Consider the following 22,844-nt stretch of genomic DNA (forward strand, 5'->3'; position numbering starts at 1 on the left):
CAAGAAGCAGAGAAGTCCGCTCCACCCTTCGATTCCGGGAGCTGGCAATCGAAGGGCTCCACTAGGAAGCGGTACAAAGTCATTTTGGGTGAAACAACGACCCGACGGTATTTACATTTTGTGACTATAATTACTCATTTGGAGATCCTAATTTATCAATTGTAAAGGCGATGAAAGATTTGGATATTGGGTTTGAATTCGGGTTAACACTAATAGAATTCGTTCCAGTTCTTTTTTCGTCTCATTTCTAGCTACATCCGCTAACAGTGGTACAACACATTCAGCTAATTCTTCACTTTGCTGTCCCAAACTCATGAGTAAATCCAATGCTTTCTTTTTCGCTTTTCGCCCTGCATTCACTCGGAATAGAACAGTACGGAAAAAGAGTTCTAACCGTTTGACTAACTCCGCATCCCAACTGACTTCGTCCGCTAACTGTAGTGCATATTCATGAATGTGGGGATAAGGACTTTCGCTAGCTCTTAACATTAACTCCTTCATGTCTAACTCTTTTCGATGGATCTCAACCATCTCCATCGCAAATTGTTGGATATCATCCCGAGCTGTATCCAGTAGTCCATAGATCAAATCAGTAGTAAATTCATCTCTAGACAATGTTTTAATATAGCTAAACATCCACTCACGAGTATCTGCCCAGTCCGTTTCAACCAAGTTAACCATCCCATCATCCGTCAAATCTTTGCGGATCTGAAGGATCAGTCCACGCGCTTCCTCTCTCACTAAAGCTACTGGACAATGTGCCATGTTTAGCAACTGTTCAAAGGTCAACTGACTCGCTTCGGGTTGAATCAATTGTATGAGACGAGCACCAAACTCTTGCAGTGCTGTTGAATCTGAGTCGATTAACAAAAGCACCTTGGATAATGGAGTGGCTTCCAATTCAGACCAGAATAAAGAGCCTAATAAGTCCTCACGAATATAGTCGCATACTTCTTCAGGAAGATCGTTTCGCAACATCCTTTTCCATAGCTCTGGAATCAGTTCAGCATGGAAAGGAACTAACCATAACAATCGATCGGTGAAAAACTGAGTAGTAAATACTTGGTGATCTTCACCGGGAATCGATGCCAACTCCACTAAAAATGAAGGCGTGATTTGTAGCTGAGTAAACCGTTCCGATAAAATTTGTCTTGCCATCTGGCACAAAGGTGATTCGATCTCTGACAAGATCGGAAGCAAACTATTGGCATCCAGTGGGTATTTCGCCAAATCCATCTGGGTCACGAGCAGCAATCCTAGTTCTTGAATGGCAGGAATAGATACACTCATTAACTTTTGAACCAGCTGAAGTGTGGCAATCCGATTAAGAACAGGCTTGAGCTTATGATGGAACAACTGTACCCAGTCAGCGACAATTGCTTCTGCTAGATCATCAGTTTGAAGTTTGGAGACAAACCGTTGAACGATTGACCCCAATTGCTCCTCAGACCAATGAATCATGTTTGTTTTTAAGAAATGATAAGCCTGTTCGCGAACTTCTGGAAATTGGCTTATCGCTAAATCAAACCAAGTATCAAGGTCTGTCTGTTTGGGATCAAGACGATCACAAATCATCGCCGCAGCTACCATTCGTCTGACAGGATGTTGATCCTTGAATAATGTTTTTAATGACGAATCTTCTATGTTTTTAACAAAAGAAAAATTTCCTTTTCGCAATGCTTTTCCCGCAAATAAAATGACCTGCCCTGATCTAGCTTCTTGCACAAGCTTCCATAATTGCTCTGGATATGTATCCCACAAATCTGGAAATGCTTCTTCACGATCTCCAAGGAGCGGATTAGCGGCTACTTGATCATCTGTATTTACAATCGTCCATCCATCACTTCGATAGCGATATCGAGTGCTATTGTGGTATAAGATGTGGTTAAATAGCCAATATTTCCGGTTAAACTCAGTTCCATAGCTTTCATCAAGCTGCATCAACACGTCCATCGACATACGAATATAGTCTGATGGTCTTTCTCGACCTGTATTTCTCAATGTCCGCCATGTTCTCCGTCGCAGATAATGGCGGGTCTTGTTGGAAAAATAACCTTGACCATACAGGGTATCAAATCGGTGCGCTAAAACAGCCCAAGTTTTGTAGTCTCTTTTCCATTCGGCCAACTTGTAGATGGCTTTGATATAACGAAAATATACATCTGTAAATGGAATCAATGTGTAACTATATGTGCGGTAACTATAAAAGTCATGTGAAGGACCAGAAACCAAACCTTTTTTAGGTACCTCAACTTTGGTAAAAGGAACAAATTCACCATATGTATAATGAGTGAATAGCTCATGAAAAGCTTGGCGTGCCAAGGGATGCGGATTTAAATACAAGGTCCAAAGCCAAGATCCATTTTTTGTCTTATTTCGAACCCAAGTAAAATACCCCCCCCATCGAGTCTCTTGATATTTATAATTATTAAAAGATTGATAGGCGAACTTTTTTAATTCATCAATAAATGCAGGATCATTTTGCTTAAGCAATGCTTGTAAATGTTCTGGTAATTCTTTATGAGGTTGTTCTTCTCTCCACCAGGCTGAGTACTCTGGTTTCTTTCCGTTTGTGGAATTCATGCAGATCCTCCCTCTTTTCTTTTTAGCTTCTTTATTAATCCAGATCCAAATCCCATCTGGTGTATAGTCACTCATTAAAGAACCCATCCTCTCAGCTTGTGCCTTACGAATTAATCAAACTACTAAAATGAAAGATTGGCTCCTGAATTTCTGTACATCGAAATCATCGAGTTCTATACAATCAAATAAAAAATGCCCAACTTCATAAGAAGCCGGGCACGTTGAGAACTTGTTCCACTAAGACTCTCCGAGCTGGATTCGCCACTGAACAGGACCCCCGATAGGTAGGGTGCTAAATTCTTGCGGCTGCGCCTACTTAGGCAGAATTTAGCACCCTACCTATCGGGAAGGGCCTGCCAAAGTCGCGCGGAGCCGGGTGACGAGTGTTAGTCATCAACGCAGCCACGGCGTAACACCGTGTTCAAAATGCTAGAACAAGTCTCTATGTATTAATCTTATTTATAATATAAATTATTTAGTGGAGGTTGTCAAGAACAAACATTCGCTTTTCTTATTTTTTTATTACTATGAAATGGGTTTGCTTTTAGATCTGAACAGATATAAAAAATGCCCAACTTCATAAGAAGCTGGGCACGCTGAGAACTTGTTCCACTAAGACTCTCCGAGCTGGATTCGCCACTGAACAGGACCCCCACCTAGTAGTGGGCAAATTTCTTGCGGCTACGCCTACTTAGGCAGAAATTTGCCCACTACTAGGTGGGAAGGGCCTGCCAAAGTCGCGCGGAGCCGGGTGACGAGTGTTAGTCATCAACGCAGCCACGGCGTAACACCGTGTTCAAAATGCTAGAACAAGTCTCTATGTATTAATCTTATTTATAATATAAATTATTTAGTAGAGGTTGTCAAGAACAAATATTCGCTTTTTATGTTTTGCAGATACATAATCTTCATTTAGTTTATTAGATCTTGAGTCCAGATGATCAACAAATTAAATCTATTACTTCAATATTTAATATTATCAGGTTATTGATGAGAAATTAGCTATATTTAGATATCCACTCTTTAAGAGCATCAATTTTTTGAACACCATGTTTCGTACCTACTTCTTTTCCATCTTTATATAGCTTCAATGTAGGGATACTCATGACTCCACATTTTTGGGCGGACTCTGGACTTTCATCCACATCTACTTTTGCAATCATTACTTGTTCTCCCATTTGTCCTTCTAAATCTTCCAAGATCGGAGCCAAAAGACGACAAGGTTGACACCAATTGGCGGTGAAATCAACAAGTATAAGCTTTCCCGTTTCAATAGTAGATTGAAACTCCTGATCATTCAACTGAATGATTGCCATATTTTACCCTCCAAAACATTATTTTTTATCTCATCATCTAACCAAGTCAAACTAATTAAATAGAAGGAATGGTGTGATAGTTAAGAAGAATACTCCCATAAAAAAGATAATAGTTACTATTCATCTTGTCAATCACACAAGCATTTTTCTTTGTGTCATCAGATCTAAAACACGTGACAGTGTATAAGTTTTTAATTGTTCTTCATATCGTAACTCTGCATCTTTGTAGATTTGTTCCATCACAAATCCAATTTGAGATCCAACTAAACAATCCATCGTAGACTTTCCAGATCTCCATGGAGGAGCTAATTCGCCGAATGAAATCAATCGATATAATTCCCCCAATGTTACTTTTTCAGGATTACAATTTAGCAGATATCCACCTCCCGTCCCTTCCTTCGTTTTTACATACCCATTTTTCCGAAGTAAGGACATCACTTTTCGAATACGAACAGGATGGGTGCAAACGGTATCCGCTAACACTTCACTACTCGCCATATGTTCAGGATGATGAACTAAAAACACTAAACTGTGTACTGCAATGGTAAACTCACTATTCATATTAAAACTCCTTTTATCATTTGCAATAATAACAATTACAGTTTGAATGGTCAACCTTCTTTTTTCCTTAAATTAGAAAACTTTTCATCCTCATGGGAGTAACAGCCTTGAAACAGGATTAATTTTACAAATATATTTCGAAATTTAGGATAGAAATGTCTCTTTATCAGGACCATCTCTTTAAAACGATTCTCTTTCAAGCCCAATTATAAAATTTTTTTATTTATTTAAATCCCACTTCACTATGAAAAATCAGTTATTCACTCTATATTTCTTCATTTTTCTCTTGCTTTCGTTCCTTGCGCAATAAACGATTCACGGTTTCCCTACTCATTCCCAAAAACTGTCCAATTTCTTCTTGAGTGAGCAAGTCTTCCACAGGATGATGTGGACAATAAATAGCCAACCATTTTCGAAAGAGAGGAATCCGTAGTTCGATCGCCACTCGAGTCATTTCGATCCGTTGTTGCATTTGTCGGATGGTGTTTTGTAAGAGAAGTGCTACCTCTTTATACTTCTTAGGATCTTGCTCCAAATCTTTATACCATTCTTCAGCAGGAATCCGTTCTAATTGAGATGAGAGCATTGCAATCACTGATCCATAGTATTCTTTGGGTGTGATTAACGAATGATGCGGAAAGACCTCACCAGGCACTAAAATATTAAATAATAATTGTGATCCATCTTCTTGAATTCGAACCACTTTTAATAACCCTGAACGAAGACGAAATAACTCTCCTTGCTCTTCCTGTAAAAATAATACTTCCCCACGTTGAAGCTCCATGGATGTCACCCCTTTGTCAAACCTATTGTGCTTCTCGTCACAGATGATGAGATAAATGTCGTATATAGTGGAAACATAGAAATCAATGGCTCTTCATTCCTAGAACATCTAGAATGAGATCTAATGATAAATCAAATTAAACATCCAATGAGGTGATCGAGATGTTAAGTCCAAAAACTATTGAAATCGTAAAACAAACTGTACCTTTTCTACGGGAACATCGTGAACAAATCACAACACTCTTCTATGAGCAAATGTTCCAAGAGCATCCTGAACTATATAATATATTTAACATCACTCACCAAAAAGAAAAATCACAGCCTCGTGCTTTAGCAGATACTGTATATGCAGCAGCAGCCAATATCGATGATCTATCTTCCATATTGCCTGTGGTTAAACGAATCGCATACAAACATCGAAGTATCGGCGTTCAGCCAGATCAATACCCCATCGTCGGAAAACACTTACTAGCAGCCATTAAAGAAGTATTAGGTGATGCAGCGACAGATGAAATCCTTAACGCTTGGAAAGAAACCTATCAAGTACTCGCCGATGTGTTTATTGAAGTAGAAAAGGACATGTATAAGCAAGCGAATGAACAAGCGGGCTGGCAATTATTCCGCGATTTTCTCGTGGTGAAAAAAGTAAAAGAAAGTGACGTGATTACTTCTTTCTACTTACAACCCACAGATGGAGAAAAATTAGCCCCTTTCCAACCAGGTCAATATACCAGTGTGAAAGTTCATGTTCCAGGACAACCCTATGAACAGATCAGACAATATAGCTTATCAGCTTCTCCACATTCAGACACCTACCGAATCAGTGTCAAAAGAGAAGAAGGAAGAAACGGGCATCCAGAAGGACTCATCTCCTCGTATCTCCATGATCATATTAAAGAAGGCTCCATACTCCCGATCACACCTCCAGCTGGAGACTTTGTACTTGATCAAGAAATAGATACTCCTGTAGTCTTACTTGCTGGCGGTGTGGGGATTACACCATTGATGAGTATGTTTGAAACTCTGTTAAAAACCCAACCACAACGCCCAGTCACTTTGATTCACGCTACCATCAATGGAAGCGTACAAGCATTTAAAAAACAAATCGAACAAGCTTCACAACTTCCACAAGTAAATATTCATTTTTGTTATGAACAACCCACCGAACAAGATGAGCTTCATCCACTGTTCAGCAAAAAAGGATATATTGATGAAGAATGGCTCCGTACGATTGTACCAACAGTTGAAGCAGATTTCTACTTCTGTGGTCCTGTACCCTTCATGCGAGCTGTCAAACAAGCCTTGGAAAACATGGAAGTTGCTCCAGAACGAATTCATTACGAATTTTTCGGACCTGCATTGCAGATTGAATCCGAAGCGGTTCAAAACTAAAACCGTTCACCTACAAATCCCTCCTAAAATATTAGGAGGGATTTTTCATAATCACTTGTCTTCATGAAACTATTTATGTAATATTAATGTAACAAAACAGAAATATAATCGCAATAATACATACTAGGAGTGAAAGCCCGTGAAAATCTTTGTGATCGGTGGGGCTGGATTTATTGGTTCGCATGTCGTTGATACCTATATCCAAGCAGGTCATGAAGTTGTCGTATTAGATAACTTCCGATCAGGAAATCGCCAACAGATTCATCATCAAGCAAAAGTATACGAAGTTGACATCTATCGAGATCAAGAATATTTAGAGTCAATTTTTGAAAACGAGCAACCTGACATTGTAAACAACCATGCAGCTCAAAAGTCGGTGCCTGATTCAGTGAAAGACCCTATTACTGATGCGCAGATTAATATTATGGGTCCTTTACATCTGTTGGAGCTTTGTGTCCAAAATGGTGTCAAAAAATTTATCTTTAGCTCTTCTGGTGGTGCGTTAGCCAGTGAAACAGAGAATATTCCTACTACTGAAGAAGGAGAGCCACAACTTATCTCTCCCTATGCAATCAGTAAATTTATCCTAGAAAAATATTTGCGTTTCTATTATTTAACTTATGGTTTACAGTACACTGTATTACGATATGCCAATGTATACGGTCCACGCCAAGTAGGTGAAGGCGACTGTGGAGCTATCCCCATTTTTATGGACAACTTGGTAAACCATCGTCCTTCTTATTTATTCGCTTATTCAGATATGCCCAAAGGAACAACCCGAGATTATGTATATGTAGAAGATGTCGCCAAAGCCAACTTACTTGCTCTTCATAAAGGGAATCAAGCCATTCTAAATATTGGTACGGGTCAGGAAATGTATACAGAAGATCTGTATGAATTAATCCAAGAAGTAGTGATGAAGCGGATTCCATTGATCCGAGAGACAGAGAGAATTGGGGATGTAAAACGAAGTGCCTTAGACTCTATAAAAGCGAAAAATATTCTTGGTTGGGAATCTAAAACCGATCTAAAAGAAGGTTTACTCAAAACATACCAATGGATGTGCAACAATCCTACGAATGAGAGAGTTTAACTCTTAAACCTTGCCATCCTATGTCATCTGCTTTTTCAAATACAACATAGGATGGCTCCATCAACAAATTAGTACTCTCCTAGGTCTTCAATCTCATCCAACTCAGAAAACTGCTGGTCTATCACTTTTTTTAAATTCTGATTCCAATGTTTAGCAATATACTCAGCTGCTTCATCTAAATCTAATACGATTTCTTCATTTTGATATCGAATTGCCCAAGCAACTTTAATACCAACAAAAACACGATCTACTTCCATATAGCTGTCCGACTTGGCAGTGGGAAAATAGACGGGTTCGCCTATATTCATTTTTTTTAGGCTCTCCTTCAATTCTTGCGCCTTCATGGTTATTAACTCCCTTATAACAATGTTACAGCTATGGTATATTTCAACCGACAGTTTTCATCATCAACTTCTAACGTTTACTTTTTTAAAAAATGGTATCTTCACTTATAATTAACAGCCAATTTCTTTTACTCTACTGATATCTCTTACTATTTTATGTGTTCACTCAAAAAAACTCAATCAAGGTTCGCAGATTACTATGAACATCTCTTAACAGCATGGGCTCATGGAAGCAAAAAAGAGCCGTATCAGCGGCTCTTTTTTTATATTATCAGAAGAAATGTTTCATTTAGCGAGAAAACGGATACTGTCCAGGTGTTGGATAAGATGGACCAGGACTTGGGTACTGGTTTGGAGCAGAGTATTGCTGCTGAGACGATGGATATTGATTTACTTGCGGGGGTACAGGTAGGTTTTTCGATTGAGATTTTACTTCTTGATCTAACTCTTCCATTCCAAACTCTTCAAGCACACGACGAATTAAACTCAGTTCATAGCCGACCATTTCATCCTTGTTTTCAGATTTAAGCAATAAATTGTTGTACTGTAACAAAGCTTCTTCAATTGTATCTAGTTCTTGCTTGGTCAAGTTAATGGTAATCTTCATTCTAATTTTCTACTCCTTTAACTATTCCTCTACCTATCTATATCATAATCGCACAATCTGCGCAAAACAACTAGAGTGGATTTTTTGTTTTATGCATAACTTTCTTTACTCAGCATCTAGATCGACCTTAAACTGCATTCTACCTTTTTTTCTCTTTATTCGCCTTACCTTCTTTTTCCTGAATGGCTAATTCATCCATCACTAGTTTGAAAATACGTTTAGCCCTTGGATCTTCAGAATTGTCTACACCTCTTAAAACAACAGCTACTGAATACCTAGGTTGATTCGTGGGACCAAATCCAATCATCCATTTGTTATAACGACGATTATCTTCTCCAATCTGGGCAGTTCCTGTTTTTCCCGCTAGTGACCAAGTGGCATTAGATACAGAAGTAGCCGTTCCATCTGTCACTACTTCTCTCATCATTTTCTGCACAGCTTGAACTGTACTTTTTTTCAACGGCTTACTTTGCAGAAGATATTTATTTGCAAATGTAAAAATAACCCGACCTTGTTCATCCTGAATTTCTGTTGCTAAGCGTGGACTAATCGCTTTTCCTTGATGAAATAAAGCAGTAACCATATTCGCCGCTTGAACAGGTGTCATTTTCACACCACGTTGTCCAATGCCACTTTGCACCACTGCCCCTTCATCTTTGGGTGAAGTCTCTGAGTCAAAAATGAGTCCCGTTTGCTCCTCATGGTATTGCTTAAAATTAGCTTCTCGAAAAACAGGCCCCGACCAAATAATAGGTTGACTCAATCCTAATTGCTTAGCGTACTGATCTAATTTTCTACCGCCTAGTTTACCTGCTACTTGACCTAGGACAACATTACAAGAGTCTGCAAATGCTTCATGGAAAGATTGCCTACCATGACCTTTTGGATTCGAATCTTTCAACCCATATCGTCCTAATTCCCCTGTACAGGTAAACATCTGATTGGGATCAACCAAACCCTCATTAATGGCTGCGATCGCAACAACAATCTTAAAAATGGATCCAGGAGTTGCTTCCATCAATGCTCGGTGTTTCCACTCATCATCCACAGATTGAGTAAGAGACACATTGGGGCGGCTTCCCAACGCCAGTAAGTTACCTGTAGCGATCTCCTGCACCACTACGGCTCCTTCCTTTACCTGTTCACGCTCTAAAATTTGTTCCACTCGATGTTGAATCTCTTTGTCTAAAGTCGTTTTAATAACATGTTTAGGAAATTCATTTCCACTTTCTTTTTGCTTCACTTTCACTTGAACACCATTCAACGGTTTACGAGTCATTCCTTTTTTATAAAGAATGATACTTTCTTCTTCACTATGTAAAAATGGTTCAAAAGCCGCTTCTAAACCTGTTGTACCAATCCGCGATTGTAAAGAAATTCTTTGATTTCGCACTTCTTCAGGATAGCGTAACGCCACAAGCTTTGCTCCACGCTGCACTCTTCCAATCAAAGGCTGACCGATCTGACTTTTCATCATTCGTTGGTCGCTTTCAATCACATAGATTCCTGGAATCCCTAACCGTTCAATCTCTAACTTTTGGTCTGCACGAATGCTAAGTTTGGAACCATCTTTTGCAGGTAGAATTAAAGGCTCATCCAGTTGGGATAAAAGAGAAAAGAATTTGTCAAGGGAATAGTCAATCTGTTCAGCTAACTGGCTCCATGATTCCTTTCTCAACTCTATTTGTTTTGCAGATTGTGGGAAGACAAGGAGATTCCAATCTTTATCTCCAACAAAGGGGACTCCATTTCGATCCACAATCATTCCTCTCCCTGTATCGATGACAATTCCACTTGTCTGTTTTTCTTGTGCCAGCTCGATCAAGTCCAAGTTTTGATTAGAAAAAGCAGGGGAAAACGAACGTGTAGATTTCACTTGGATCATATATAATCGCATGATAATACAAACAAATGCTGTAACAAGACTCATGGCAATGAACCAATTGCGCCACTGACTTTTCATCATTACACCCCACTCTTCTATGTTCCATCTTGGACATGAAATAGGGTGGGTATACTCCTTTTTTTCACTCAATGAAATCTGAAATCAGTGGTGATGATTAGGTAATAATCACCTATTTGATAAAAGAATGAGTCACCCTTTTGTGAGCAGAAGGGTGACTCATTCTTTTATATCACACTCTCAATTACAAATGGCTTGAAAGTGACAACTTATTTATTAAAATCCGGTAACAGCTACCACTGCAGGACGGGGGAGATCACCATAAGGCCATAGACTAGTTGGGTTCGATGGATCTTTCGTTTCTTCACCTGGATGCTGGATCGCAAAGAATAATGTTTTCTCATTGGGAGTAAAATCAGGTCCAGTCATTTCAGACTCACGTGGTCCTGAGGCAAATTGATAAGCCTCTCCCTTTTGCTTACCGTGGGTAGCGATGAAAAAAGCTCCGTTGTTTTTAAAGGTTTCATAGGTATTATTTTTGTTTAATTTACTAGATGAAATATCTGTAAATACCCATAGATTTCCTTTAGAATCAAAGTGCAGGTTGTCTGGACAGGAGAATCCACTTTGGGCTCCACCTACAGCAAATACTTCAAAAGTGAACTCAGTTGCTCCTGCATCATGACCCTTCTCTATAAAGCGAAGGATTTGACCATGAAAATTTCCATGCTTGGTGTTATTAGTGAGAGCAAGATAAACAGTCTGATCTTTCGGATGAACCTCTACATCTTCTGGACGATCAAGGGGAGTCGCACCAAGAAGCTTCGCCGCTTCACGGGCATGGACGACCACTTCTCCCTGTGTAGAAAATTTCTCTTTTAACTTTGGAGACAATTCCAAGTCAAGCGGAAGCCATTTTCCTTCTCCCAACTCTGCAACATATAAAATTCCTTTCTCCAAAAGCTTAGAGTTTTGCTTACCAGCTTGGGGGTTGTACTTTTCTGCCGTGACAAACTTATAAAAATACTGATCGTTGGCATCATCACCCATATAGACAACTAGTCGTCCATCTTTAGATAAAGTCATAGCTGTATTTTCATGGGCAAATCGTCCCAACGAACTATGTTTCTTCGGCTTGGACTGTGGATCAAAAGGGTCTACCTCCACAACCCAACCATAATGAGTCTCATTTCTTCCCCAACGTTTCGCATCATGTTCAAAGTTTTCTTCACATGTGAGTACTGTATTCCATAAAGTTTTCCCACCGCTACAATTTGCATGCATACCTATCACTTCAGTAACATTGCCTACAGATGCATCTCCCTTAGCTGGACCAGTTAAATCCATCCGAGTATTCGCAGTGATCCGACGTGCATAGGTGCTACTTTTATCTAGTCTCCAGTGACCTTTTTCTCTTTTTACTTCAATAATACTGCCACCCACATTATATTGCTCAATCTGATGTTTTTGTGCTTCTGGAGTTAATGAATCATACATAAACATTGCACCTGAACCGATATATTCATGATTCACCCAAAGCAACCCATGATCAGAAGAACCTTCGATTGGGAAGTATAAAGTTAAGTCGCAATTATAACCAAACTTCTCTCCATTTCCAATATCATCTCCCCATGCCGCAACGACATCATATTTAAATCCTTTGGGTAAAATTAACTGGTCTTGGTCAGAAGCTTGAATTGGATGAAAAGGTGGTTTCCCTCCAATTTTATCGAAAAAGTCAGTTTGGACCTTGTCCATTTTTCCAGCAGCTTCTGCCACTTGTGCAACACCTGAAGCTGTTCCAACTAATGCTACAGTACCGACTCCTACAAATTTCATAAAATCCCTACGTGTGACTGATGATTCTCCCATGAAAAATCCCCCCACATCTTGATCTCTCTTAAAATCTACTAAAGAACTATTAATCTCGTTTTAAAGAGATGATAAGAGGGTGTTGTTTTCTTACAATGAAATGAGAGAGAAAAAACACTACCCATCTCTGTGGTAGTGTTCATGTGAAATTGCCTTTTTTAAAATGATTTTATACAATAAACATAGTATGATATTAACACTTTAAAACAATCCATCAGCCCGCGACTCATCGTAATCATCAATTACTTAGCATCACATTTAATATTTCGGGCATTGAGATTGCTTTGTTGAATATATTTATTATGTTGTGTATAGGTTTCTGAAAAATAATGCTCATTTGTACAGTCACTTTTCGTCACATAATACTTATACTTATGCTGATCAGGGTTTAATGCAGCTCTTAAAGCTTTGGCACCCGGATTGGCGATCGGTCCTGGAGGTAGTCCTCGATTCAGATATGAGTTGTAAGGGTTAGATAGTTTACGTTCATTATGGATATTGGATCTCACACCTTTTTTTCCTTGCATCTCTCCGGCAAATGCAACAGTCGCATCAATACGTAGTTTTTGATCATCTGCACTTCCATTCAAGCGATTGTAAATAACTCCTGCAATCTTTGAATATTCTTGTTCAGCCTGACTCTCTTCTTCAACCATCGAAGCAACAGTCACCCACTGATCCATATCCATGCCTTCTAAATATGGAAAACCAGCAAAGGATTTCTCAGCTTCAAGTTGATCCACTTGTTTTTGAAATTGACCCAGCATCGCATCAACGATCGCTTCCGGTTTTTCATCTTTGCGGAACTGATATGTACTTGGAAATAAATAACCTTCTAAACGATAATATCGTTCTTTATTTTCTCCAATTTTCTGTTCAAACGGATACTTTGCTTTGCGATCTTTTAATGCCTGAAGAAAACCCTCTCCATCATAACCCTTTTTTTCCAATACTTCGGCAATTTGTAAAACGTTATGACCCTCAGGAATTGTTACACGAACTAAATCCTGGCTTCCTTTTGAGAATTTTTGCAACATATCGTCTAATGAATCCGTCGGTTGAATATCATAAATACCCGCTTGCAAATTGGTTTTGTCATAGTATCCTACGTAATATTGGAAGAAAGTTGATTTGCGAATCAGTTTTTGTTTCTCTAACAGATTCCCAATCTCTTTGATTGATGTTTTAGGCTGGATTTCCACTGTCACCACTTCATCTCTGGGCGGTGATTCAAGGGTGTAATTGGCGTACATATAAGCGAGTGCGCCCCATCCAGCGAGCAGAAGCAATGTGAAGATGATACGCCAAATCCATTTCATTAACTGTGACTCCCTCTCTGACATCTAGATCTACTGTACTTGTACAAACACCCTTCTATGTTAGCATAGTTTATTAAAAAAATAACGGGGAATTCTCCCCGTTTTAGACTAAGAGTCATAAAAATATAACATTTCGTCCACAGCTTCTGCAACCCGTTCCCATTCATCATCTTCATCAACTTCTTCGGCTAAGCCCTCATTGATGCGAAATAGATAAACGTCATTAGGATCATCTTTCTGTTTATGCATCACTGCATAATGTTGACCATCTAATTCAACTTCATGAAGCACAGAATACTTCTCTTCACCATCCGTTGATGTACGAAGAAAAAAATCACCAGGCGAGATCTGACTACGAAGAATCTTCACTTCTTTAGCTAAAGGTTGGTTTAAATCAGTCATAGGTTTTACCTGTGATGATTAAAAGTCTTCCTCTTCTAAAGTATGAAGTACTTCTTCGATCATAGCCCATTCTTCATCACTTTCGATGATCTCATAAACAGGCTCTTCTTCACCCAGTTTAAATTTAATGGGGTACACTTCAACTTCTTCAGTCTCTTCTTCGCCTTCTTCAATCGCTGGTACTAGAAGTATGTAGTGATAACCAGTATCCTCTACATCAAATTCATATAAGACTTCAAACTTCTCATCTACTCCCTCTTCATTAGGGATATAGAAAAATGGATCCAAATCTTGGTTTTGTTGATCTGACATGTTACGTTCTCCTTTTTGCATCTAAATATCCTTGTAAAATCCATGATGCTGCAAGTCGATCGATGACTTTTTTCCGTTTTTTACGACTCACATCTGCATCAATGAGGGTACGTTCTGCGGCCATGGTTGATAATCGCTCGTCCCATAAATGAACGGGTAAGGAATAACGTTCTTCTAATTCTTTGGCCCATTGTTGACATGCTTCACCTTTGGGGCCAACCGTCCCATTCATATTTCGAGGGAAACCAACGACAATTTCCCCAATTTGATATTCAGCAATCAATCGGTCTAAGTGGCTATACCAGTTATCTAATTTGCGGTCTATAACTTCGACTCCCTGAGCTGTCCAGCCCAAGGAGTCACTGACTGCTACACCGATTCTTCTTTCACCGAAATCTAGTCCTAAGATCCGTGCAGAAGCACTTAAATCTGATGATGATAAATCATTCAAACTCATGTTGAATTCCTTTCTAGCTGTCTGGTTCCAGATAAGCCTTAACCAATTCTTCTACAAGCTCATCCCGCTCCAGCTTACGAATGAGAGTCCGAGCATTGTTATGACGAGGAATATAAGCGGGATCACCCGAGATGAGATATCCAACAATTTGATTGATCGGATTATAACCTTTCTCTTTTAAAGCATCATAAATGAGAATCAACACTTCCTTGGGATTGGTTTCCTGATCGCCCCGAAACTTAAACTTCATTGTTTCATCCATGGATGATCTCACAACCTCTCTTTGGATGATCAGCTAAAATTTTAATTTCGCCTTACTTACTAGTATTCCTCTTTTTATTGTACTTTACAATTGATTCGGAATCCACTCACTTACTAAGGAAAGTGCCTCTGGTAAACGATCCGTTTTTTTGCCCCCCGCTTGTGCCAGTTCAGGACGCCCCCCACCACCACCACCACAAACTTTAGCCACTTCTTTAATCAACTTTCCAGCATGAAGTCCTTTTTTTACAAAATCGGGGGAAACAGAAGCCAATAATTGTACTTTTTCATCAGCTACAGCTCCAAGGACGATCACACCTTCCTGCATTTTCTGTCTCAGATCATCCATCATCGAACGTAGCTGTTCCATTTCATTGACCTCTACGATGGCTGTGAGTAACGGAACATCTGCAACTTTTTGAACTTGACTTAATAAATCAGAGGCAGCTAATCGATTTAGCTTAGAGTGAAGGGATTCATTTTCGCGAGATAGTTCTTTGATTCGATCCTGATATTGAGCAATCCGATCAGTTAAATCCTGTGGGTGAGCTTTCACGAGTTGAACTGCTTGATGTAACATTTGTACTTGCTCATCAAAGTAAGCAAAGGCACGTTTTCCTGTCGCAGCTTCAATTCGTCTCACACCTGAACCAATCCCACTCTCACTGAGAATCTTAAATAAACCAATCTCTCCAGTGCTATGAACATGGGTTCCACCACATAGCTCTATACTGTAGTTGCCTACACGAACCACTCGAACCACTTCACCATATTTCTCCCCAAATAAAGCCATTGCCCCCATCTCTTTGGCCTCAGCTAATGGTTTAATCATGGTTTCGACTTTAGTATTTACCCATATTTGTTCATTTACACGCTGTTCAACTTCTCGAATCTCTTCTTCCGTCATCGCCTCAATGTGAGAGAAGTCAAAACGGAATCGATCGGGTGCAACTAATGAACCAGCTTGATTCACATGAGAACCTAGAACTTCTTTTAACGCTTGGTGTAAAAGGTGAGTGGCTGTGTGATTTTTGATGGTTTCGCCCCGTAACTCCTGATCAATCATTGCAGTTACTTTTTCACCCTGACGAATCGTGCCTTTCTCTACTGTTACAGTATGAATATGCTCGCCATGTGGACCTTTTTTAACGTCTTCTACTTTTAGCATTACTGAATCAGAAGAAATGAATCCTTTATCAGCAACTTGACCGCCACTCTCTGCATAGAATGGAGTCTCTTCAAGAACGATGAAGCCTTTGTTTCCTTCACCAAGAATATCCACCAATTGCTCATCCACAATGATTGCGGCAACCTTGGTTTCTGTAGCGAGCTCCGAATAGCCGACAAACTGGGTAGACACATTTAGGTCAGCAAGGGCTCCCCCTTGGATCTTCATACTTTCAGTTTCATGACGAGCCATCCGTGCACGTTCACGTTGGGCTTCCATTTCTTGTTGAAAGTGTTCATGATCTACGGACATGCCATGTTCTCTAGCAAAGTCCTCTGTGAGATCAACAGGGAATCCATACGTGTCGTATAACTTAAATGCTTCTTTTCCTGTGATCGACTTGCGACCTTCATTTTGTGCATGATGCACAAGATCTTCTAAGATTCGTAGACCATCAGCTAGGGTTTCTAAGAAGCGTTCTTCTTCCCCCTGAATCACTCGTTCAATAAATTCCTGCTTTTCAACAGGCTCTGGGTAATAATCCTTCATGATGGTTGCAACAATTCCCGTCAGTTCATACAAGAATGGGCGTTCAATCCCTAACTTTCGTCCATAACGAACAGCTCTGCGTAATAAACGACGCAGGACATAACCTCGACCTTCATTCGAAGGAAGAACTCCATCCCCCACTGCAAATACAATCGTCCGAACATGATCAGCAATCACTTTTAAAGCCGTGTCTGTTTCAGGATCTTTATTGTACTCGACTCCTGCTTTTTTACAAATTTCTTGAATGGTTGGTTGGAACAAGTCGGTATCATAGTTGGTAGGAACATCTTGTAATATAGAAGCCATCCGCTCAAGTCCCATTCCCGTGTCAATATTTTTCTTGGGTAGGGGAGTATATGATCCATCTGCATTATGATTGAATTGGGAGAAAACCAAGTTCCAAATTTCTAGATATCGTTCATTCTCCCCACCTGGAAAGCATTCCGGGTCGGATTGATCCCCAAAAGATTCTCCACGATCATAGAAAATTTCACTGTTGGGACCACTGGGTCCTTCACCAATATCCCAGAAGTTCTCTTCTAATTTGACAATCCGTTCAACTGGAATGCCTATTTTCTCACTCCACACCTGATAGGCTTCATCATCTTCAGGATGAATGGTGACTGATAGACGCTCTGGATCAAGCCCCATCCATTTGGGGCTCGTAAGAAATTCCCATGCCCACACAATGGATTCTTCTTTAAAATAATCTCCAACGGAGAAATTTCCCAGCATCTCAAAGAAGGTATGGTGACGTGCTGTGTAACCTACATTTTCAATATCATTGGTCCGAATCGCCTTTTGGGAGTTTACAATCCGTGGATTTTCGGGTGTTAGTCGACCATCAAAGTATTTCTTTAAAGTTGCAACACCGCTATTAATCCACAATAAGGAAGGGTCTTCGACTGGCACCAGTGAAGCACTTGGTTCCACTTTATGCCCTTTTTCCACGAAAAACTCAATAAATTTGCGACGAATGTCAGCCGATTTCATAAAAAATCCTCCTTTACCTGTATCTAACGTTCATTGTGCAGACATCAAAAAAACCTTCTCATCCCCATCAAATAGGGACGAGAAGGTTTCCCGCGGTACCACCCTGATTACCGCTATCTATATCACCTGTTGGTTGTAGACAGAGGTCACCTCATACATAGGATAACGGTGCGTGAAACACCGGCAGGGATTAGCTGCACTCCAGAATTGGCCACTGATCAGTCATTCCGAGAAAACTTTTCAGCCGATGAGTTTTCCTCTCTGACGGAGACTTGGTTCAGTTCGATTCCATCAACATGTTTAGATGTTATTCATCTTTATTTACAAAATACATTATACAGGGAGAAAAGGCAAGATTCAAACCTTATGATGAGCATAATGAGCAACTAGATGTTCGATCACCACTTTTCCCATCGCAAAAAAAGGAACAGCTAGTAGTAATCCAATAATCCCACCCATTTCTCCTCCAACCAATAATGCAAAAATAATCATCAACGGATGCATATGAAGCGTTCGCCCCACAATCTGGGGTGAAATCACATTTCCTTCCAATATTTGCACGATAAAATTGACAATGATGACCGCAATCACCATTTCTTTCGATTCTCCTAAGGCAACTAAAATTGCTGGAATCGCACCAAAAATAGGACCCAAATAAGGAATCACATTGAAAACACTGACTAAGCCTGCCAATAATAAAGCATAAGGGATTCCAATGATCAGATACCCCACATAAGCTAATAATCCCACCACTATACAGACAAGTAATTGTCCACGTATATAGTTTCCAAGCGCATGATCCATATCACGCATCAATCGAATGAGACCCCGTCTTTTTTCCCCTGGAAGCAAAGTCACTACGGAGCGCTCAATACTTTGCGCATCTTTCATCATGTAAAAAGCAAGAAACGGGATAATAAAAACCAAAAAAATTTGATTGATGGTCGTGCCGATTCCACCCATCATATTTCCTACCATATCACCAATCCCTTGCTCAACACGAACCAATGATTTCTCAATTCCGGCTTGAATCCCGATCGGTAGCATATCTTTTCCATGATCATTATATTCTTGAATCATATTTTGAATTTTTTCATTCCACTGGGGTAAGTGCTCTGCCAACTCATAAAGTTGTTCTTCAAGATGAGGAACCATGTTCATCACCAAAGTGATCATTGAAAGAATAAATAATGAATAAATGAGTAAAACGGCGATTGAACGTGGAACAGTCCGTTGACTTAGTAAGTTAACAATTGGATTTAGTAAATAGGAGATAATCATCGCTACAAAAAAAGGGCCCACTACAGACTTGATAAAACTGATGATCCAACGAATGTAAGGGCTCATCTGTGTCAGTAGAAATAATATGGCCAAAACGATCAAAATGAGTAAAGATCGGGTCAAAGCCTTGGACTCTTTCCACTGTTCCACTCTTAGCACCTCCACCCTTCAGACATAGCTTATCCATAAGATACGAAAATCAAGCCGTTTTTATGTCTACAAAAAAACCTCTGGACTGTATAAATCCAGAGGAAAAAAGGGATTATCTTGCTGTTTGGAAACGACGCATCATCTGTTTGCCCAGAACATTAAGAAATGAGCGACTCGTATAATAAGACCTACGTAAAGCTCTCATTGCTCGTGTTCTGCCATTGGTTCGAAATAGCATGCTTGCTAAAAAAAGAGCAGCTCCACCAGCAAGCATAGTATAGATCGTTTGGCGATTCATCAAGACTCACTCCTCCTTTGGCAAATGGTCAAACCATATAATGAGGATGAGGATCGTCATCTAGAAAAAGATCATTGAGTGAACTTAGGCTCCCATCTTCTTCCACCTGGTATACCGAGGAGATTTGGTCATTTTCGATGGTGATTTCAACAAAACATTGCCAACAATAGAGCTGGCTAGTTCCTACTTTTCCCAGGTCATGCGAATTACAATTTGGGCAACGAAGCATGCCAATTTTCCCTTCCTTTACCTTGCATCTTTGATTTCAACATGATCAGCGGAAGCGATAATACAATCTTTTCCCCAGATGAGAGGGTCAGAAGTTTTTAACATTTTACGTCCTTGGCTCAAATCGCTAATCATTCCATCCGAGAGTTCGTACCCTATCAGAGTTCCCATTTCTTCCAGAAAATAGACATTTTCAATCATGCCCATCTCGCATCCATTTGACAGTAAAATAGGACACCCTTTTAGCTTTCGAGCCCCTGAGACCATTCCCATCCAGCTTTCCGCTTCAGTATCAAAAGGAAGGATGACATCTTCGTTCTCGACAATCACTGCATCTTTTCCAATTGCGGTGATGTGATCTGTAGGAATATACTTTCTACTTTTAAAAACCAGCCCTGTCTCCAATAAAATCCCTCGAAAATGTTGAGTGTAATCAAACAGTAAATCAGCTACGGTTCCAAGCTTTTCGCCCGATGAAAGGACCATAATGGGAAGACCCATCACTTCTTGGGATCTTTGCAAAGGAAATCAGCCTCCCTTCGCTACTCTTATTATGAGCTGGCGACAGAGAGGCATGTAGGTGACTTCTTTCCATTTCCACTTCACTTATTTACCAATCTTCAAGAATTAAATCTTTGAGCCGACAATTCCGTTCTTCACCCCGTTGATTGGTAAGTCCTGCTTCTAGGGCTTGAGGTTCACCGCACATGATTAGGTAAGATTTGCTTCGTGTAATACCTGTGTAGATTAAATTTCTTTGTAACATGCGCCGATATGCATGTAAAACTGGAAAGATAACGATTTCAAATTCTGAGCCTTGGGCTTTATGAACGGAACAAGCATAGGCAAGAGAAATTTGTGAAAGCTGGCTTCGTTTATAAGGGACTTCTAATCGATCATATTGAACCCATAAAACGGGTTGCTCTGAACTTGCCTTCTCATCAATGGCAGAAATGACTCCCATATCTCCATTGTAAACGGGTTGCTCCGGGTGATTTTGTAACTGTAACACCTTATCTCCAAAACGGAAGATCCCATCTCCCCAAGAAATCTCTTTTTTATCTGGTGCTTGGGGATTAATCACTTGTTGGATTTCTTGATTGATTTTCTCCACTCCAGCTGGCCCTTTATAGATTGGCGCTAAGACTTGAACATCAAACAAAGTATATCCCCGCTGGATCGCACTTGTAAAAGTTTGCATGATAATCGAAATCGTTTGATCTCGTTGGCAAGGAAAAAAACGACGATCTGGATATCGAGTTAGTAAGTCATTAGGAGATTTTCCTTTTTTTATTTCGTGGGCGAGTTGGATGATGGAGGAACCTTCTCCTTGCCGGAAAATTTCAGTTAACTCAACTCGCTTGATTTGCTCTACCTGTAATAAATGATGTAACACTTGTCCAGGTCCAACTGAGGGTAACTGATCCTGATCACCAACCAAAATCACTTGCATTCCTTTGGGGATGGCTCGAAATAATTGATTCGCTAGCCAGATATCCAGCATCGAGACCTCATCCACAATCAAGAGAGAACCCGTGATCGGGTGATCAGAATGGTGCTCAAAAAACTCACCCTTCCACCCTAGAAGACGATGAATCGTCATCGCTGGCAATCCTGTTGACTCAGACATTCGTTTAGCTGCCCGTCCTGTGGGTGCTACTAAGCGAATAGGGAATGGAGTCTCTGTCCCCTCATACTCTTCAGGATCCAGAGAACATTCATGCAACGTAGCAAATAACTGGCAAATCCCTCGAATAACTGTCGTTTTCCCTGTTCCAGGCCCCCCTGTTAAGATCATCAAGGAGGAAGATAAAGCAGTAATCATCGCTTCTCTTTGTTGGTCCGCATAAGAAACCTGCCACTTTTCTTCCATCTCCCCAATCACTCGATATAGCTCCGCCACTGGAAAGTCACTTTCCACTTTCTCTTCCAAGCATTCTTTTACTCGTTTTGCCAAACCGTATTCCGAATAGTACAGAGTAGGTAAAAAATAAAGCTCCTCTTCAATCATAATTCGTTCGTCTTCTTCCATCTGCTCCAAACATTGTTGACGAACTTCCTCTAAGTAAAGCTGGCTGGCTTGACTTCCTAATAACTGATTTACTTGCTCATTTAACTGTATATAGGTAAGAAACACATGTCCATGTGAATAAGAAGCTTCTTTCATCGCATATAAAACAGCTGCCTGAAACCGCTCAGGAGCATCTTCTTTTAATCCCTGTTGACGAGCCATTTCATCCGCACGTCGAAACCCAATTCCATCCACATCATCGATCAAACGATACGGATTTTCCTTCAGGATCGCGATGGTTTGATATTTGTATAACTGAACGATTTTTAAAGCTAATTGGGGACCCAATCCAAATTCATATAGATATACCATCGCCTGTTCAAGAGCATGATGCTCATGCAAGCTATCGGCAATGGTTTGCGCCCGGCTCTTTGAAATCCCTTTAATTTCTGTTAAGATATCCGGATTTTGTGCAATCTGGTCCAAAGCTTTCGTCCCTAATTGGTCAACAATCTTTTCGGCCGTTTTTTTGCCAACTCCTTCAAATAGCCCACTCGACAAATATTTAATAATCGCTTCACGCGACTGAGGGAGTTCTTTTTTTACAGCCTGCACATGAAATTGTTTCCCAAACTTCGGATGCTCTCTCCATTCGCCATAACAGGTGTAGATTTCATCCGTGTGTGGTCGTAACAAATGTCCTACAACAGTAACAGCTTCTTCCTTGATCGGTTCAGAAGCCTCTTCAACCTGTAACAAAAAGACGCCATAACCATTCTCTTCATTATAAAAAATCTCTTGGGTAAATGAACCTTTAATAAAGCTCTCAGCAAATAAGTCAATTTGGGTTTGAGTCATTTCGTGTACACCCACCCGTCTACATTTAAAACTTAAACAAAAACATTTTCTGATCAGTTATATGAAAGAGTAATCCTATCAATCATGAAGAAAAGGAAAGTAG

The 22,844-nt window shown here is 40.0% G+C and carries 21 protein-coding genes; 2 read left to right on the plus strand and 19 right to left on the minus strand.

What is annotated here, in order from left to right:
- Nucleotides 1-147: 147 nt before the first annotated feature.
- The 4 genes from EDD58_RS07600 to EDD58_RS07615 all read right to left on the minus strand — a co-directional run bounded on the left by EDD58_RS07600 (nt 148) and on the right by EDD58_RS07615 (nt 5,244).
- On the minus strand, nt 148-2,658 hold the full coding sequence (locus EDD58_RS07600) for a hypothetical protein (protein ID WP_131924259.1): 2,511 nt from the start codon (nt 2,656-2,658) through the stop codon (nt 148-150).
- A gap of 923 nt (nt 2,659-3,581) precedes the next feature.
- On the minus strand, nt 3,582-3,899 hold the full coding sequence (gene trxA / locus EDD58_RS07605; RefSeq protein WP_131924260.1) for a thioredoxin: 318 nt from the start codon (nt 3,897-3,899) through the stop codon (nt 3,582-3,584).
- A 132-nt stretch (nt 3,900-4,031) separates the two neighbouring features.
- A complete protein-coding gene (locus tag EDD58_RS07610; protein WP_131924261.1) occupies nt 4,032-4,460 on the minus strand; it encodes an Rrf2 family transcriptional regulator in 429 nt (142 codons plus the stop codon).
- A gap of 265 nt (nt 4,461-4,725) precedes the next feature.
- Nucleotides 4,726-5,244, minus strand: coding sequence for a Crp/Fnr family transcriptional regulator (locus EDD58_RS07615; protein ID WP_131924262.1), 519 nt, complete (start codon nt 5,242-5,244; stop codon nt 4,726-4,728).
- A gap of 161 nt (nt 5,245-5,405) precedes the next feature.
- Between EDD58_RS07615 and hmpA the strand changes: the two genes are divergently transcribed.
- Entirely contained in the window at nt 5,406-6,635 is a 1,230-nt protein-coding gene (hmpA, locus tag EDD58_RS07620) for an NO-inducible flavohemoprotein (RefSeq protein ID WP_131924263.1), read from the plus strand.
- Nucleotides 6,636-6,774: 139 nt separating this feature from the next.
- Complete coding sequence (locus tag EDD58_RS07625; protein ID WP_131924264.1) at nt 6,775-7,728, plus strand: NAD-dependent epimerase/dehydratase family protein; 954 nt, start codon at nt 6,775-6,777, stop codon at nt 7,726-7,728.
- A 68-nt stretch (nt 7,729-7,796) separates the two neighbouring features.
- Here the strand turns inward: EDD58_RS07625 and EDD58_RS07630 are convergent, their stop codons facing one another.
- The 15 genes from EDD58_RS07630 to recD2 form a co-directional block, all read right to left on the minus strand.
- Entirely contained in the window at nt 7,797-8,072 is a 276-nt protein-coding gene (locus EDD58_RS07630; RefSeq protein WP_131924265.1) for a hypothetical protein, read from the minus strand.
- Nucleotides 8,073-8,361: 289 nt separating this feature from the next.
- The gene (locus EDD58_RS07635) at nt 8,362-8,679 is read right to left on the minus strand and encodes a hypothetical protein (RefSeq protein ID WP_131924266.1); all 318 of its coding nucleotides are present in this window, start codon (nt 8,677-8,679) and stop codon (nt 8,362-8,364) included.
- A gap of 139 nt (nt 8,680-8,818) precedes the next feature.
- Nucleotides 8,819-10,642: a peptidoglycan D,D-transpeptidase FtsI family protein gene (locus EDD58_RS07640; protein ID WP_165875865.1), complete on the minus strand. Its 1,824-nt coding sequence runs from the start codon at nt 10,640-10,642 to the stop codon at nt 8,819-8,821.
- 216 nt (nt 10,643-10,858) lie between these two features.
- Entirely contained in the window at nt 10,859-12,454 is a 1,596-nt protein-coding gene (locus EDD58_RS07645; protein WP_131924268.1) for a PhoX family protein, read from the minus strand.
- 242 nt (nt 12,455-12,696) lie between these two features.
- Nucleotides 12,697-13,773, minus strand: a complete 1,077-nt coding sequence (gene mltG / locus EDD58_RS07650) for an endolytic transglycosylase MltG (protein ID WP_165875866.1) — start codon at nt 13,771-13,773, stop codon at nt 12,697-12,699.
- Nucleotides 13,774-13,881: 108 nt separating this feature from the next.
- Complete coding sequence (locus tag EDD58_RS07655) at nt 13,882-14,175, minus strand: DUF1292 domain-containing protein (RefSeq protein WP_131924270.1); 294 nt, start codon at nt 14,173-14,175, stop codon at nt 13,882-13,884.
- A gap of 18 nt (nt 14,176-14,193) precedes the next feature.
- Nucleotides 14,194-14,487 (minus strand): DUF1292 domain-containing protein, encoded by a 294-nt coding sequence (locus EDD58_RS07660; RefSeq protein ID WP_131924271.1) that lies wholly within the window; start codon nt 14,485-14,487, stop codon nt 14,194-14,196.
- A 1-nt stretch (nt 14,488) separates the two neighbouring features.
- Entirely contained in the window at nt 14,489-14,944 is a 456-nt protein-coding gene (ruvX, locus tag EDD58_RS07665) for a Holliday junction resolvase RuvX (protein ID WP_131924272.1), read from the minus strand.
- A 13-nt stretch (nt 14,945-14,957) separates the two neighbouring features.
- Nucleotides 14,958-15,206, minus strand: coding sequence for an IreB family regulatory phosphoprotein (locus tag EDD58_RS07670; protein WP_131924273.1), 249 nt, complete (start codon nt 15,204-15,206; stop codon nt 14,958-14,960).
- 84 nt (nt 15,207-15,290) lie between these two features.
- Complete coding sequence (gene alaS / locus EDD58_RS07675) at nt 15,291-17,915, minus strand: alanine--tRNA ligase (protein WP_131924274.1); 2,625 nt, start codon at nt 17,913-17,915, stop codon at nt 15,291-15,293.
- A 357-nt stretch (nt 17,916-18,272) separates the two neighbouring features.
- Nucleotides 18,273-19,346 (minus strand): AI-2E family transporter, encoded by a 1,074-nt coding sequence (locus tag EDD58_RS07680; RefSeq protein WP_131924275.1) that lies wholly within the window; start codon nt 19,344-19,346, stop codon nt 18,273-18,275.
- Nucleotides 19,347-19,458: 112 nt separating this feature from the next.
- Nucleotides 19,459-19,644: a hypothetical protein gene (locus EDD58_RS07685; RefSeq protein WP_131924276.1), complete on the minus strand. Its 186-nt coding sequence runs from the start codon at nt 19,642-19,644 to the stop codon at nt 19,459-19,461.
- A gap of 28 nt (nt 19,645-19,672) precedes the next feature.
- On the minus strand, nt 19,673-19,873 hold the full coding sequence (locus EDD58_RS15120) for a hypothetical protein (RefSeq protein ID WP_131924277.1): 201 nt from the start codon (nt 19,871-19,873) through the stop codon (nt 19,673-19,675).
- Between the two features lie 17 nt (nt 19,874-19,890).
- Nucleotides 19,891-20,373, minus strand: coding sequence for a PRC-barrel domain-containing protein (locus tag EDD58_RS07695; RefSeq protein ID WP_131924278.1), 483 nt, complete (start codon nt 20,371-20,373; stop codon nt 19,891-19,893).
- Between the two features lie 109 nt (nt 20,374-20,482).
- The gene (gene recD2, locus EDD58_RS07700) at nt 20,483-22,741 is read right to left on the minus strand and encodes an SF1B family DNA helicase RecD2 (RefSeq protein WP_131924279.1); all 2,259 of its coding nucleotides are present in this window, start codon (nt 22,739-22,741) and stop codon (nt 20,483-20,485) included.
- Nucleotides 22,742-22,844 lie beyond the last annotated feature (103 nt).

The organism is Hazenella coriacea, from assembly GCF_004341825.1.
GTDB classification, from domain to species: Bacteria; Bacillota; Bacilli; order Thermoactinomycetales; family Thermoactinomycetaceae; genus Hazenella; species Hazenella coriacea.

Excerpts from the sequence above, each read along its gene's own strand:
- EDD58_RS07635 (WP_131924266.1), bottom strand. The coding sequence starts at position 8,679 with ATGAAGATTACCATTAACTTGACCAAGCAAGAACTAGATACAATTGAA.
- EDD58_RS07670 (WP_131924273.1), bottom strand. The coding sequence starts at position 15,206 with ATGGATGAAACAATGAAGTTTAAGTTTCGGGGCGATCAGGAAACCAAT.
- EDD58_RS07655 (WP_131924270.1), bottom strand. The coding sequence starts at position 14,175 with ATGACTGATTTAAACCAACCTTTAGCTAAAGAAGTGAAGATTCTTCGT.
- EDD58_RS07660 (WP_131924271.1), bottom strand. The coding sequence starts at position 14,487 with ATGTCAGATCAACAAAACCAAGATTTGGATCCATTTTTCTATATCCCT.
- EDD58_RS07695 (WP_131924278.1), bottom strand. The coding sequence starts at position 20,373 with ATGGGTCTTCCCATTATGGTCCTTTCATCGGGCGAAAAGCTTGGAACC.
- hmpA (WP_131924263.1), top strand. The coding sequence starts at position 5,406 with ATGTTAAGTCCAAAAACTATTGAAATCGTAAAACAAACTGTACCTTTT.
- recD2 (WP_131924279.1), bottom strand. The coding sequence starts at position 22,741 with ATGACTCAAACCCAAATTGACTTATTTGCTGAGAGCTTTATTAAAGGT.
- EDD58_RS07685 (WP_131924276.1), bottom strand. The coding sequence starts at position 19,644 with ATGAATCGCCAAACGATCTATACTATGCTTGCTGGTGGAGCTGCTCTT.
- EDD58_RS15120 (WP_131924277.1), bottom strand. The coding sequence starts at position 19,873 with ATGCTTCGTTGCCCAAATTGTAATTCGCATGACCTGGGAAAAGTAGGA.
- EDD58_RS07610 (WP_131924261.1), bottom strand. The coding sequence starts at position 4,460 with ATGAATAGTGAGTTTACCATTGCAGTACACAGTTTAGTGTTTTTAGTT.
- EDD58_RS07600 (WP_131924259.1), bottom strand. The coding sequence starts at position 2,658 with ATGAGTGACTATACACCAGATGGGATTTGGATCTGGATTAATAAAGAA.
- EDD58_RS07645 (WP_131924268.1), bottom strand. The coding sequence starts at position 12,454 with ATGGGAGAATCATCAGTCACACGTAGGGATTTTATGAAATTTGTAGGA.
- trxA (WP_131924260.1), bottom strand. The coding sequence starts at position 3,899 with ATGGCAATCATTCAGTTGAATGATCAGGAGTTTCAATCTACTATTGAA.
- EDD58_RS07630 (WP_131924265.1), bottom strand. The coding sequence starts at position 8,072 with ATGAAGGCGCAAGAATTGAAGGAGAGCCTAAAAAAAATGAATATAGGC.
- EDD58_RS07615 (WP_131924262.1), bottom strand. The coding sequence starts at position 5,244 with ATGGAGCTTCAACGTGGGGAAGTATTATTTTTACAGGAAGAGCAAGGA.
- ruvX (WP_131924272.1), bottom strand. The coding sequence starts at position 14,944 with ATGAGTTTGAATGATTTATCATCATCAGATTTAAGTGCTTCTGCACGG.
- EDD58_RS07640 (WP_165875865.1), bottom strand. The coding sequence starts at position 10,642 with ATGAAAAGTCAGTGGCGCAATTGGTTCATTGCCATGAGTCTTGTTACA.
- alaS (WP_131924274.1), bottom strand. The coding sequence starts at position 17,915 with ATGAAATCGGCTGACATTCGTCGCAAATTTATTGAGTTTTTCGTGGAA.
- mltG (WP_165875866.1), bottom strand. The coding sequence starts at position 13,773 with ATGAAATGGATTTGGCGTATCATCTTCACATTGCTTCTGCTCGCTGGA.